At 65.9% G+C, this 13,226-nt stretch carries 12 protein-coding genes and 2 pseudogenes; 9 read left to right on the top strand and 5 right to left on the bottom strand.

Annotated features, from left to right (window positions below):
* Positions 1-113: 113 nt before the first annotated feature.
* Positions 114-497, bottom strand: a complete 384-nt coding sequence (locus XBLMG947_RS16360) for a YkgJ family cysteine cluster protein (RefSeq protein WP_065469681.1) — start codon at positions 495-497, stop codon at positions 114-116.
* Between the two features lie 326 nt (positions 498-823).
* Here XBLMG947_RS16360 and oleC point away from each other — a divergent pair, with 326 nt between their 5' ends.
* From oleC to XBLMG947_RS16345, 3 genes are all read left to right on the top strand, one after another.
* Entirely contained in the window at positions 824-2,494 is a 1,671-nt protein-coding gene (oleC, locus tag XBLMG947_RS16355; RefSeq protein ID WP_065469700.1) for an olefin beta-lactone synthetase, read from the top strand.
* A gap of 229 nt (positions 2,495-2,723) precedes the next feature.
* The gene (gene oleD / locus XBLMG947_RS16350; RefSeq protein WP_065469680.1) at positions 2,724-3,734 is read left to right on the top strand and encodes a 2-alkyl-3-oxoalkanoate reductase; all 1,011 of its coding nucleotides are present in this window, start codon (positions 2,724-2,726) and stop codon (positions 3,732-3,734) included.
* Between the two features lie 64 nt (positions 3,735-3,798).
* Positions 3,799-3,957 (top strand): DUF1328 domain-containing protein, encoded by a 159-nt coding sequence (locus XBLMG947_RS16345; protein ID WP_003468167.1) that lies wholly within the window; start codon positions 3,799-3,801, stop codon positions 3,955-3,957.
* Between the two features lie 595 nt (positions 3,958-4,552).
* Here the strand turns inward: XBLMG947_RS16345 and ddlA are convergent.
* Complete coding sequence (gene ddlA / locus XBLMG947_RS16335; RefSeq protein ID WP_065469679.1) at positions 4,553-5,656, bottom strand: D-alanine--D-alanine ligase; 1,104 nt, start codon at positions 5,654-5,656, stop codon at positions 4,553-4,555.
* Between the two features lie 137 nt (positions 5,657-5,793).
* Between ddlA and XBLMG947_RS16330 the strand changes: the two genes are divergently transcribed.
* Positions 5,794-6,438: a ubiquinone biosynthesis accessory factor UbiJ gene (locus tag XBLMG947_RS16330; RefSeq protein ID WP_065469678.1), complete on the top strand. Its 645-nt coding sequence runs from the start codon at positions 5,794-5,796 to the stop codon at positions 6,436-6,438.
* Positions 6,435-8,108, top strand: coding sequence for a ubiquinone biosynthesis regulatory protein kinase UbiB (ubiB, locus tag XBLMG947_RS16325; protein WP_065469677.1), 1,674 nt, complete (start codon positions 6,435-6,437; stop codon positions 8,106-8,108). Before XBLMG947_RS16330 ends, ubiB begins: the two co-directional genes overlap by 4 nt.
* Before the next feature lie 311 nt (positions 8,109-8,419).
* Here the strand turns inward: ubiB and XBLMG947_RS16320 are convergent, their stop codons facing one another.
* The gene (locus XBLMG947_RS16320) at positions 8,420-8,881 is read right to left on the bottom strand and encodes a thioredoxin family protein (RefSeq protein WP_065469676.1); all 462 of its coding nucleotides are present in this window, start codon (positions 8,879-8,881) and stop codon (positions 8,420-8,422) included.
* Positions 8,882-8,973: 92 nt separating this feature from the next.
* Here XBLMG947_RS16320 and XBLMG947_RS16315 point away from each other — a divergent pair, with 92 nt between their 5' ends.
* Positions 8,974-9,744 carry a pseudouridine synthase gene (locus tag XBLMG947_RS16315; protein WP_065469699.1) on the top strand — a complete coding sequence of 257 codons (771 nt, stop codon included), beginning with the start codon at positions 8,974-8,976 and terminating at the stop codon, positions 9,742-9,744.
* 527 nt (positions 9,745-10,271) lie between these two features.
* Here XBLMG947_RS16315 and XBLMG947_RS16310 read toward each other — a convergent pair.
* A complete protein-coding gene (locus XBLMG947_RS16310) occupies positions 10,272-10,850 on the bottom strand; it encodes a DUF2059 domain-containing protein (protein ID WP_065469675.1) in 579 nt (192 codons plus the stop codon).
* Between the two features lie 54 nt (positions 10,851-10,904).
* Here XBLMG947_RS16310 and arfB point away from each other — a divergent pair, with 54 nt between their 5' ends.
* The 3 genes and pseudogenes from arfB (at position 10,905) to XBLMG947_RS16295 (ending at position 13,072) form a co-directional block, all read left to right on the top strand.
* Positions 10,905-11,336, top strand: coding sequence for an alternative ribosome rescue aminoacyl-tRNA hydrolase ArfB (gene arfB, locus XBLMG947_RS16305; protein ID WP_065469674.1), 432 nt, complete (start codon positions 10,905-10,907; stop codon positions 11,334-11,336).
* A gap of 2 nt (positions 11,337-11,338) precedes the next feature.
* Positions 11,339-11,968: a lysophosphatidylcholine acyltransferase gene (locus XBLMG947_RS16300; RefSeq protein WP_065469673.1), complete on the top strand. Its 630-nt coding sequence runs from the start codon at positions 11,339-11,341 to the stop codon at positions 11,966-11,968.
* A gap of 88 nt (positions 11,969-12,056) precedes the next feature.
* Positions 12,057-13,072, top strand: a pseudogene (locus XBLMG947_RS16295) (isoaspartyl peptidase/L-asparaginase family protein).
* Here the strand turns inward: XBLMG947_RS16295 and pyrE are convergent.
* Positions 13,030-13,158, bottom strand: a pseudogene (gene pyrE / locus XBLMG947_RS24150) (orotate phosphoribosyltransferase); the annotation flags it as partial. The pseudogenes XBLMG947_RS16295 and pyrE sit on opposite strands and share 43 nt — an antisense overlap.
* Between the last annotated feature and the right edge of the window lie 68 nt (positions 13,159-13,226).

The raw sequence follows: 13,226 nt of genomic DNA, 5'->3' as shown, positions 1-13,226 counted from the left end.
GCGCATTGGTGCACGGCACTCGAGCACTGACGTGACTGCATTGGCGTCCGATGTAGCAGTAATACCGGCAACGTGTCTGACGACGTTGTTGCCAGCAATCCACACGTGCTGCGCTACACCGGCGGCAACGGGTTGCGTTGCGCATCGTCCACGCCCACCCAATCGGCGTCGGTCAGTGCGTGCAGGCCATGCGCCAAGCGCGACTTATCGCATTGCGCACTACGCTCGCCGAATTCCAGCGAGGCTGGCACCGCAGCGCAGGACGAGGGGCGGCGGTCGTGGATGCTGCAGCGGCTGTAGCGGCCGATGTCCGCATCCAGGGCGATGCAGCGCGGCTGCGATTGCGAGGTGCCGCGCATGACGCGCTCGTGCGTGCGCAAGGAGTCGGTCAGTTCGATCGGCACCCTGCCGCCCAATGCGGGGTCGGCTTCGCTCCAGTGAAAACTGACGCGGAAATAGGCGCAGCAGGCGCCGCAGGTAAGGCAGGGGTGTGCCATGGAATGCCGGGCCTGGCGCGGCGAAATCGCGTGGAGAGCGCGGCATTCTGACCGAACCACGCCGCGATACAAGTGGCGCGCAGCGGTGGCCGGTTAGCGATTCAGATGCGCCCTGCAACGCATGGGCGCGCCACGGCCGGTGAGTGAGGTTGCGGCTGTGGCATGCAGGACGGTCACGCTGCAGTCGCATGGCCGGTGACTGCCACGCATCGATGCGCCATGAAGCTGCGCGCCGATGGTCAGCGCTCTCGCTGCAGCGTTCTCAGGTTTCCTCTAAACCGACTGCAAACGGTCGGCGCCATTGGCGCATGGGTAATAATGCGCAGATGACGACCCTCTGCAATATCGCCGCCACCCTCCCACAACTGGCGCGCGAGCGCCCCGATCAGATCGCCATCCGCTGCCCGGGCGGTCGGGGTGCCAACGGGTTTGCTGCCTACGATGTGACCCTGAGCTATGCCGAGCTGGACGCGCGCAGCGATGCGATCGCCGCCGGTCTGGCACGCCACGGCATCGGGCGCGGTGCACGTGCGGTGGTGATGGTGCGGCCGTCGCCGGAATTCTTTTTGCTGATGTTCGCTTTGTTCAAGGCTGGCGCGGTGCCGGTGCTGGTGGATCCGGGCATCGACAAACGTGCGCTCAAGCAGTGCCTGGATGAAGCGCAGCCACAGGCATTTATCGGTATTCCTTTGGCGCAACTGGCGCGGCGCCTGCTGCGCTGGGCGCGCTCGGCAAAGCAGATTGTCACCGTCGGCGGACGTTACGGCTGGGGTGGGGTGACGCTGGCGCGCGTGGAGCGCGATGGTGCCGGCGCCGGCAGCCAACTGGCCGACACCGCGCCCGACGATGTCGCGGCGATCCTGTTCACCAGCGGCTCCACCGGTGTGCCCAAGGGTGTGGTGTACCGGCACCGGCATTTCGTCGGGCAGATCGAATTGCTGCGCAATGCGTTTCACATGCAGCCCGGTGGCGTGGATCTGCCGACGTTTCCCCCGTTCGCCTTGTTCGACCCGGCGCTGGGGTTGACCTCGGTGATTCCGGACATGGACCCGACGCGCCCGGGCAGCGCCGATCCGCGCAAGCTGCATGATGCGATCGCGCGCTTCGGTGTCACCCAGTTGTTCGGTTCGCCCGCCTTGATGCGCGTGCTGGCCGACGATGGGCAGCCGCTTCCCAACGTACGCCTGGCCACCTCCGCCGGTGCGCCGGTGCCGCCGGATGTGGTGGCGAAGATCCGCGCGCTGCTGCCGGCCGATGCGCAGTTCTGGACCCCGTACGGCGCCACCGAGTGCCTGCCGGTGGCCGCGATCGAAGGGCGCACCCTGGAAGCGACGCGCGCCGCCACCGAAACCGGTGCCGGCACCTGCGTGGGCCATGTCGTGCCGCCCAACGAGGTGCGCATTATTGCGATTGACGATGCGGCCATTGCCGACTGGAGCGGCGTGCGCGAGCTGGCGATGGGCGAGGTCGGCGAGATCACCGTTGCTGGCCCCACCACCACCGACACCTATTTCAACCGCGATGCGGCCACGCGCATCGCCAAGATTCGCGAGCGCCGTAGCGATGGCAGCGAGCGCATCGTGCACCGCATGGGCGATGTGGGTTACTTCGATGCCGAAGGACGCCTGTGGTTCTGTGGGCGCAAGACCCAGCGCGTGGAGACCGCGCAAGGCCCGATGTACACCGAGCAGGTGGAGCAGATCTTCAATGCGTTACCGGGGATGGGGCGCAGCGCGTTGGTGGGCCTGGGCGAGATGGGCCGGCAGCGTCCGGTGCTGTGCTACGAACCGGACGCCTACGCCTGGATGTCCAGTCCAAGGGAACAGGAAGACTTCAGGCAGCAGCTGCGCACTACCGCTGCGGCACATCCACTGACCGCTGGCATCGCCGATTTCCTGTGCCATCCAGGCTTCCCGGTGGATATCCGCCATAACGCCAAGATCGGCCGCGAGACGCTGGCGGTGTGGGTGGCGCAGCAGCTGCATAAGAGCGGCTAACAACAGGTAGCGCGCAGTCGTCAGGCGAGCGTGGATGGCGCACTCAGAAATGGCAGTGTGCGAGTGGTCGGTTCCGAGCACCGGACACGCCTGCCTGGCGGTAAGCACAGTCGTTCGTTGGTAGCTCCTGGTTTCAGACGGCAGACTGCACGGCCGCGTGTCCACGCAGGATCGCCAAGTCGGGTGTGGCCGGCTATGGTGTCGTCCCTCAGAGGCGAGGTCTGGTGCGATGAAGGTATTGGTAACCGGTGGTGGCGGCTTTCTCGGCCAGGCGTTGTGCCGCGGCCTGCGCGCGCGCGGGCACGCGGTGGTGAGTTTCCAGCGCGGCGATTACCCGGTGTTGCAGACGCTGGGCGTGGGCCAGATCCGCGGCGACCTGGCCGACCCGCAGGCGGTGCGGCATGCCTTCGCCGGCATCGATGCGGTGTTCCACAATGCCGCCAAGGCCGGTGCGTGGGGCAGTTACGACAGCTATCACCAAGCCAATGTCGTGGGCACGCAGAACGTGCTCGACGCCTGCCGCGTCAATGGCGTGCCACGGCTGATCTACACCTCCACGCCCAGCGTCACCCATCGCGCCACCAATCCGGTGGAAGGGCTCGGTGCCGATGAAGTGCCGTATGGCGACAATCTGCGCGCCGCCTACGCGGCAACCAAGGCCATTGCCGAGCGTGCAGTGCTGGCGGCCAACGATGCCCAGTTGGCGACGGTGGCGTTGCGTCCGCGCCTGATCTGGGGGCCGGGTGACAATCACCTGGTGCCGCGTCTGGCAGCGCGTGCGCGTGCCGGACGGCTGCGCATGGTCGGCGACGGCAGCAACCTGGTCGACAGCACCTACATCGACAACGCCGCGCAGGCGCATTTCGATGCGTTCGAGCACCTGGCAGTCGGCGCTGCCTGCGCAGGCAAGGCGTACTTCATTTCCAACGGCGAACCGTTGCCGATGCGCGAGTTGCTCAATCGTTTGCTCGCAGCGGTGGATGCGCCCGCGGTGACGCGCTCGCTGTCGTTCAAGACCGCGTATCGCATCGGTGCGGTATGCGAAACGCTGTGGCCACTGTTGCGTCTGCCAGGCGAAGTGCCGTTGACGCGGTTCTTGGTAGAACAGTTGTGTACGCCGCATTGGTACAGCATGGAACCAGCACGTCGCGATTTCGGCTATGTGCCGCGCATCAGCATCGAAGAAGGCCTGCAACGGCTGCGATCCTCATCTTCCAACGACATCCCCGTCACTCGCTAAAGACCGGCACATCCTCAAGATACGTCTGCGCCGATTCGGCACGACAACTTTTGGAACCCTTGCCATGCTGCATTACGCCATCATCTTTTTCGTCATCGCCATCATCGCTGCTGTGCTGGGCTTCAGTGGTATCGCCGGCGCGGCGACCAACATCGCCTGGATCCTGTTCGTGGTGTTCCTGATCCTGGCAGTGATCTCGATGTTCCGTCGCGGCAAGGTGTAACGCTTAAACGCGATACGTCACGGCAGCGGCGCTGCTGATCGGCGCTACATGGCCCGCTTTCGCAAGGAAGCGGGCCATGTGCGTTTACGGCGGGATAGAAACAAGGTTTCGCCGGCGACAGGCGCTTTTCCAAATATTGCACCTACTTGCCATTGGCCAGCACTGCATCGCCGATCGCAACGAAGCGCAGCGGCGATGCCGCGTGAGCGATCTGGGATTGGCAGGGATCACATTGACCTTGCACACGAATGGCAGCTGTCCTGTTGCACCTGCTTTTCGGATGAGTCCGTCATATAGCCGCGTGGCAATACCACCCCGACGTGCGTGCGCGGCAATGACGATGCGATCGACAAACACAAGCCGTGCAAAGCGAGCGGCCCTCCAGACCAAGCGCGCGTTGGCATACGGCGCGTCTTGATCCAGCGCACGCAGCAGGCACTCAGCCGATGTGGCATGCATGCGTGTCAGGCGATCTGCAGCAAGGCAGTCAGGCCGTCGACGTCGGGCAACGACTATTCGGCGGCATGCGCATGAGCGAGCGCCAGCACTCCGGCGTGGTCGTGCGGTTGTACGGCGCGCAACTGCGGCAGCGCCATCAGTGTGGCTCGACCGCGCTACGCAACAGGCGATCGTCGGCGTGGCGTTGCAGTGCCAGTTCGATCAATTGCGTGATCAGGCTGCGATAGTCCAGCCCGCTTGCCTGCCATAATTTCGGATACATGCTGATGCGGGTGAAGCCCGGCAGCGTGTTGACCTCATTGATCACGATGCGTCCGTCTGCGCACAGGAAGACATCCACGCGCGCCATGCCTGCGCAGTCCAGTGCCTGATACGCCTGCACCGCGATCTGCCGGATGCGCTGCTGGGTCTGCGCATCGATGGCGGCCGGGATCACGATCTCGGCACCGTGGTCGCTGATGTATTTGGTTTCGTACGAATAGAACGCATCGTGCACCACCACTTCGCCGCACACGCTGGCCTGGGGTGCGGCATTGCCGAGCACGGCGCATTCGATTTCGCGCCCGGCAATGGCCGCTTCCACCAAGACCTTGTGGTCATAGGCCAAGGCCAAGCCGAGTGCAGCGGCGAACGCGTCTGCCGTGCGCACCTGGCTGACGCCGACCGACGAGCCCTGGTTGGCCGGTTTGACGAACAGCGGCAAGCCCAACTGTGCGATCAACGCATCCACATCGGCCTGTGCGGCGGTGTGGCGGTTGAAGCAGACGAACGGTGCCACCGCCAGCCCGGCATCGCGCAACACGCGCTTGGCCATGTCCTTGTCCATCGCCACCGCCGAGCCGAGCACGCCGGAGCCCACGAAGGGCAGGTTGGCCATGCGCAGCAGTCCCTGCAGCGAGCCGTCTTCGCCCAGCGTGCCGTGCACGATGGGAAACACCACATCGATCTGCGCCAGCGCCTGCTCCGGCTGGATGGGGCGCAACTGCTGCTGTTGCGCGCCTGGCAGCAGTGCCACACCGCGACCACTGCGATGCAGCGCAATGCGTGCCGGGTCGTCGGCATGCAGCAGGAAGCTGTCGGGGTCGTTGACGTGCCACTGGCCTTGCTTGTCGATACCGATCAGCACCGGCTCGAAGCGCTGCGGGTCCAGCGCATCCAGGATGTTGCGTGCCGATTGCAACGAGACCTCGTGCTCGGCCGATTTGCCGCCGAAGATGAGGCCGACCCGAATCTTGCGCATTGCCCGCTCCTGCCATCGTCAATGGAAGGCGCCAGGATGCCCGTGGCATGCGTACCGAAGGAAGTGCTGCAACGCCAGTCAGTGCTGCCACAGCGTCGTCAAGCAGCTGCGACATGCAGGGACGGTAGAATGCAGGCATGCCCGGATCACTCTTCAATTCACTCAAGCCGCTCGCCGGCCAGGCCCTGCAGGCAGCGCTCAACCGTGCGCTGGCGCTGGACCCGGATACCCGCGACGCCCTGCTGCCGCTGGAAGGCCAGCGCATCGCGCTGACCCTGGACGCGCCCGCGCTGGCCCTGCAGATCCGCGTGCACGAGCGCCGCTTGCTGGTCGGTCCGGTCGATCCGGCGCAGGAACCCGATCTTGCAGTGCGCAGCAGCCTGGCCGGCTTGCTCGGGCAACTGCCGTTCCTGGCCAACGCACGTCGCAGCGGTGCGCCGGCTGGCCGGCTCAAGGTGTCTGGCGATGCCGAGCTGGCGCGCCAGCTACAACAGCTGGCCGGTCGCTTCGACCCGGATTGGCAGCTGCCGTTCGTGGCGGTGTTCGGCGAGATCCTCGGCGTGCAGATCGCCGGTGGGGTGCGTGCAGCGCTGCAGCAGGCGCGTCGCAGCGCAGTGGATCTGGCGCACAGCGCGGCCGAATTCGTCACCGAAGAATCGCGCGATGTGGTGCCACGCGCCGAACTCGACGCCTTCCACGACGATGTGGACGAGCTACGCGACGACGTCGAACGGCTGGCCGCGCGCGTGAGCCGCCTGCGCGCGAGTGGGGGCGCGGCATGAAGGCGATCCTGCGGGCCAGCCGCATCGGCCGGGTGATTCTGCGTTACCGCCTGGATGCCTTGCTGGAAGGTACTCCGGCCGAGCGCTGGTTGCGCCTGGCCAAGCCATTCGTGCCGCGTGCCAGCGCCGAAATCGCCGCGCAATCGCGTGGTGCGCGGTTGCGGCTGGCGCTGCAGGAACTGGGGCCGATCTTCGTCAAGTTCGGGCAGATTCTTTCCACCCGTCGCGATCTGATCCCCGCCGATGTGGCCGAAGAACTCACCTTGCTGCAGGACCGGGTCAAGCCGTTCGATGGCGAGGCCGCGCGGCTGATCGTGGAAGGCGCGCTCGGCCTGCCGGTGAGCGTGGCGTTTGCCAGCTTCGACACCGTGCCGCTGGCCTCGGCCTCGATCGCGCAGGTGCATGCGGCCACGTTGCCGCCGGATGCCGACGGCGTGCGCCGCGAGGTGGTGGTCAAGGTGCTGCGCCCGGACATCGAGCGCCAGATCGATGCCGATATCGCGTTGCTGCACTCGCTGGCCACGCTGGTGGAACGTACCCATCCGCGTGCCGACAAGATCCGTCCACGCGAGGTGGTGGCCGAGATCGAAGGCACGCTGTCGGCCGAACTCGATCTGCAACGCGAAGGCGCCAATGCCAGCGTGCTGCGTCGGTTCTGGGAAGGCTCGGACGATCTGTACGTACCGGAAGTGATCTGGTCGCACACCGCCGAGCGCGCGCTCACGCTGGAGCGCGTGTACGGCATTCCCTCCGACGACATCGCCAAGCTCGATGCCGCCGGCATCGATCGCAAGGCGCTGGCAGCCAAGGGCGTGCGCGTGTTCTACACGCAGGTGTTCCGCGACAATTTCTTCCACGCCGATGCGCACGCCGGCAACATCTGGGTCGATTCGGATCCGGAGCGCCGCCTCAATCCGCGTTTCATCGCGCTGGATTTCGGCATCATGGGCCAGCTCTCGCAGGAGGATCAGTATTACCTGGCCGAGAACTTCATGGCGATCTTCCACAAGGATTACCGACGCATGGCCGAGCTGCACGTGGAGGCGGGCTGGATGCCGTCCAACGTGCGCATCGACGAACTGGAAGCGGCCGCGCGCTCGGTTTGCGAGCCGTATTTCACCCGGCCGCTGTCGGAAATTTCGCTGGCGCAGGTGCTGATCAAATTGTTCCGCGTGGCCCAGCGCTATGAGCTGACGCTGCAGCCGCAGTTGATCCTGCTGCAGAAGACCTTGCTCAACATCGAAGGCGTGGGCCGTCAGCTCGACCCCAAGCTGGATATCTGGGCGGTGGCGCGACCGGTGCTCGAACGCATCCTGCGCGAGCGTTACAGCCCGCGCCGTGCGTTGCGCGAGCTGGGCAAGCGGCTACCGGAAATCATGACCCATGCGCCGGACATGCCGCGTCTGGTGCACAGTTGGTTGGAACAGCAGGTGGAAGGCCGGCATCAGATCGATATCCGTTCCAGCGAATTGCGCGCGTTGGACCTGAGCCTACGCAAGCTGCAGACGCGCGTGGTCACCGCCATCACCGGCAGCGGGTTGTTGGTGGTCGCCGCTGTGCTCTACGGCCTGCACCCGGATGGCTGGTACCTGGGCACGGTACCGGTGTGGAGCTGGATCAGCGGCGGCGCCGGCACGGCCGCGTTGCTGGTTGCGTGGCTGCGTCGCTAGCCATCGCGTCGCGCGCGACACGCATGCCCATCAGTGTCACTGACGTGGTGGCTCGCCATGCACGCGCCGCGGGACACCGGTGACAGCCCATCGCACGCGGGTGATGGTGAGCGTCTGCAAGGAGTCGCTGCAGCGCTCTGGCAGCGGCAACCGGTTGCGTCGACACGGCGGGGTCACCGACGCATGCCGATACCGCGCCGGACAGAGGTACATGTCCGGCCACGCTGCGCGTAAGGTCGGCAGGCCCTAAACCGCGTTGGCGGTCAGCAGCGGCACGCCCCGCGCGCGCACCGGCCTTGCACACCATTGCATCAAGGTGCGTGGTCGGCGTGCGCCACGTGGTCGAAGAACTGGTAGATGCCGTCGTCGCTCATCCTGCGCGCATTGGCCAACTCGCCGGCACGCGTGGTGTAGAGCAGCTTGCCTGCGGGCGATACCACCACGGCGGCCGGGATGCCGTTCTGGATCGGGTCGCCGTAGCGCTGGCTGATGTCCAGGTTGCGGTCGAAATTGCCCACGTCCACCTTGACCACGACGAACGACCGATCGATCAGTGGTGCGTTCTTGGCGGTATGCAGCGAGGTGTCCAGCGCACGGCAGTCATGACACCAGTTTGCGCCGAAGATCACCAGGACGGGTTTGTGCGATGTCTTACCGGCTGCCAGCGCATTGCGTAGCTGCACGTTGACATCTGCGTGTTCGTCGTAAGGCAGGTTCGAGGCCTGGGCCAGCGGAACGACCGCCAGCAGGCAAAGCAGGAGCCAGGGACGCATGGCACGCTCCGCGAAGGGGAATCTGCATGCTCCGCCAGTACATCGGTGTGGTCAATGGGTGTGGTCAATGGGCCCATGTCCGCCGCGACGCAGTGGCATGCGGTGTCAGCGATGCGGATAATCCGCCGGTGAGCATATCCCCCAAGCATCTGCAGATTCTTTACCAGGACGATGTCCTGGCCGTCGTCGACAAACCCGCGGGCCTGATGGTCCACGACAGCAAGCTGGCGCGCGGAGAAGACGACTTCCTGGCCGACCGCCTGCGCGAGCAGTTGGGCAAGCCGATCTTTCTGGTGCACCGGCTCGACCGCGCCACCAGCGGTTGCCTGTTGCTGGCGTTCGACCGCGATAGCGCCAGTGCGCTGGGCAAGGCCTTGATGGCCGGTGAGGTGGATAAACATTATCTGACCGTGTGCCGCGGCTGGCCGGCTGAGGAGCGCTTCATCGTCGACCATGATCTGGATGGCGGCCCTGGCAAACCGGTCAAGAAGCCGGCAGTGACGCATTTCCAGCGTCTGGCCACCAGCGAGCTGGAGATTCCTTCCACCGGGTTCGCCACCTCACGCTACGCACTGCTGCGCTGCCAGCCCCAGACCGGCCGCTTCCGGCAGATTCGCCGGCACATGAAGCACCTGTCGCACCACATGATCGGCGACACCAGCCACGGCGACGGACGCCACAACCGCAGCTTCCGCATGCTTGGCATCCACCGCATGCTGCTGCACGCCGAACGCCTGGCATTTCCGCATCCGGCCGAAGGCAGGCGTATCAGCGTCATCGCGCCGCTGGATGCGGAATTCACCAAGGCCTGCGCGTTGTTTGGTTGGGACATGGCGCAGCTGCAGGCGACGGCACAGGCATAGTGCTGGTGGGCCGTGACCCGAGGCGGGTGGGCGCTGTGCGCGCAAACGCTCCACGTGTCAGGCACTGCACCCGTCTCCAGTTCCGCCGGTGCTTCAGCCGCGCAAGCGTGCCGAGTCAAGCGAGGGTCGTGGCGGGCACGCTAGCCCTGTCATGCTGCATGCGAGGCGCATGGTCAGCACCAGCGGTCGTTTTCCGCAGCGGTCGTTTTCGCAGCACACGCGCGATCACCGAAGCCGTCGCTCCCTTCTCACACTGGGACATGTCCTCCTTTATTGGGGAGAAGGTGCCCCGCAGGGCGAAGGAGGGTACGGAGCGAAGCCATGCGCGTTCGCATTCTGCGCGGGCTTCGCCTTCCGACCCTCACCCCACCCCCTCTCCCGCGGGGAGAGGGGCTTGGCATGCGCGAGTCGTCGTCCACTCATCAGGCGGCAGGTTCTCGAGCAACGCGCTTGCCACTCTTCACGACGGATCTAGACGCACCAGCACAGCACGCTCTCACGATTCCCCAATCCCGATTCCCCGCCCATCAGGGCTTCTTGGCCGGAGCAGGTTCGTTGACGATCTTTTCCAGATCCTTCTGCAGGTCGGCAAACAGCGGCAGCATCTTCTGCTGGATCGCGCCCATCAGGTTCTGGGTCAGCGCCGGGGTCTTGTCCAGCAGGCTCTGGCCGGCCGAGCTCTCGTAGAACTCGGCCATGGCCAGCACGTCCTCGCGCGAGAACGAGCGCTTGTAGATGTCCACGTACATCGGGCGCAGTTCCGACCAGGACAGCGCCTTGCGCACGGTCTGGCGGGTGCGTTCCTGGATGCGCTGCAGCTGCGCCTGTTGCTCGGCATCGAGCTGGCGTTGCGCGGTGAGCTGGGCGAATTGCTGCTGCTGCATCGCTTCGATCTGCGGCAGCATCGTGTCCAGCATGGTCTGGGCGCGCGAGGCGGCCAGCAGGCGGTTGATGTCGGCATCGCTGGGCGCCTGCGCCAATGCGGCCGGGGCGGCCACGGCCAGCAGGGCGGCCAGCAGCAGCCGGCGAGCGAGGCTACGCACGGCAAAGAGCGAAGAAGTCGGTGTCATCGGAGCATCCTGCAAACGGGAGACCGGCCGCAGCATACGGGAAGCCGGCATTCGCGCGCGTCCACGCCGCTGCCGATACAATCGGCGCACATGGCCAGCGACCCGATCCAGATCAGCCCCAGCCTGACGATTCCGCCCAGCGAACTCGTCGAACGCTTCGTGCGTGCCAGCGGCGCCGGTGGGCAGAACGTCAACAAGGTCTCCACCGCGGTGGAACTGCGTTTCGACGTGGCCGGCTCGCCGTCGCTGCCGGAGCCATTGCGGGCGCGGCTGCTGTCGCGGCGCGACCGCCGCATGACCGCCGACGGCGTGCTGGTGATCGACGCGCAGCGCTTCCGTACCCAGGACCGCAACCGCGACGATGCGCGCGAGTGGCTGGTCGACATCATCAGTGCGTGCCTGTCGGTGCCCAAGCGCCGGGTCGCCACCAAACCGAGTCATGGCGCCAAGCTGCGGCGATTGGATGCCAAGCGTGAGCGCAGCCATATCAAGCGTGGACGCTCTGCGTCCCACTGGGAGTAAGTGTGAGTCAACCCGACCCGTCGTTGCCACCGGTAACACAGGCCAACATCCTGCTGCAGCCATCGCCGCCCCGAATGCCGCGTGCCCATGGCCGCTTCATCCGCTGGCTGGGCCGCACCGTCTTGCGTGTGGCCGGTTGGCGCCTGTTGGGGCGGCTGCCCGACGAGCCCAAGCTGGTGATGATCGTGGCCCCGCATTCCTCCAACTGGGACGGCTTCCTGGGCTTTGCGGCCAAGTTCGCGCTGGGCTTCGAGGTGCGCGTGCTCGGCAAGTCGCAGTTGTTCTGGTGGCCGCTGGGCCCACTGCTGCGCAAGCTCGGCGCCATCCCGCTGGACCGCAGCTCGCCGCAGGGCACCATCGGCCAGGCGGTGCGGCTGATCCGCAACTCCGAGCAGATGTGGTACGTGATCACGCCAGAAGGCACGCGCAAGCGGGTGGAGAACTGGAAGGCCGGTTTCTGGAAGATCGCCTCCGATTCCAAGGTGCCGATCCTGCCGGTGTATTTCGACTACCCCAGCAAGACCGTGGGTATCGGTGAGCCGTTCTGGACCGGGCCCGACATGGCTGCCGACATCGCCGCCATCCGCACCTGGTACCGGCCGTGGCGCGGGAAGCATCGCGATACGTTGTGAGGCCGGCGGCGCGCGGTTGCCGGATCGCTGGCGGTGATTGGCGCATCCGGTAAATCTGTCGTCGAATGTTCACCTGTCGGGAAACCGCATGATGGCCCTGTCTCCACGCGCGTTGTGCCTATCGCTCTCGCTGCTGCTCATCGCCGGCCCCGCGCTCGCAGCCACGCCGATGCTGGTGATCCATGGCGGTGCGGGCGTGGAGAAATCCAGCCTTTCCAAGGACGAACAAGCACAGGCACGTGAGGCGATGCAACGCGCGCTGCGCGCCGGGCATGCGGTGTTGAACCGCGGCGGCAGTGCGGTGGATGCGGTCGCCGCTACCATCACCGTGCTGGAGGACGCGCCGCAGTTCAACGCCGGGCGCGGTGCAGTGTTCACTCACGACGGCAAGAACGAGCTGGACGCGGCCATCATGGACGGCGCCAGCGGCAAGGCCGGTGCGATTGCCGGCGTGCATACGGTCAAGACCCGATCCTGCTGGCGCGCCGCGTCATGGACCGCTCCAGGCACGTGATGCTGGTCGGCGACGGCGCCGAGCAATTCGCGCGCGAGCAGGGCATCACGCTGGTGGACCCGAGTTATTTCCGCACCGACAAACGCTGGCAGCAGCTGCAGAAAGCGCTCAAGGCCGAGGCCGGCGACCGCCAGGCGCAGGCCAACCTGGAGCTGGAAACCGCCAAGCATTTCGGCACCGTCGGCGCACTGGCGCTGGACCGCGACGGCCATCTGGCCGCTGGCACCTCCACCGGCGGCATGACCAACAAGCGCTACGGCCGCGTCGGCGATGCGCCGATCATCGGCGCCGGCACGTATGCCAACAACCAATGCGCGGTGTCCGGCACTGGCTGGGGCGAGTTCTACATCCGCGCCGTGGCGGCCTACGACATCTGTGCGCGGATGAAATATGCCGGGCAATCGCTGCAACAGGCGGCCGAGACCGTGATCGATCAGGACATTCCCAAGGCCGGCGGCGACGGCGGCGCCATTGCGCTGGATGCGCAGGGCAATGCCGCGTTTCCGTTCAATACCGAAGGGATGTACCGCGGCTGGATCGGTGCCGACGGCACCCCGCATGTGGCGATTTTCAAGGACGAGACGTTGTAGCGATCCTGCTCGGTCGCGATTTCCCAGCGGTCCAGCGCGACCACGATCCCCGACGTAACGCCACCCGCGCTACGGATGCTGCCCAGCGTCGCGCACCATCCCCAACCGCGCCAGTCCAACCAATCCAACGGCACATGCCAGCCGCTGCAAAACC

The organism is Xanthomonas bromi, assembly GCF_900092025.1.
In the GTDB taxonomy this organism is placed as follows: domain Bacteria; phylum Pseudomonadota; class Gammaproteobacteria; order Xanthomonadales; family Xanthomonadaceae; genus Xanthomonas; species Xanthomonas bromi.
This window is presented reverse-complemented; position numbering and strand designations above follow the sequence as displayed.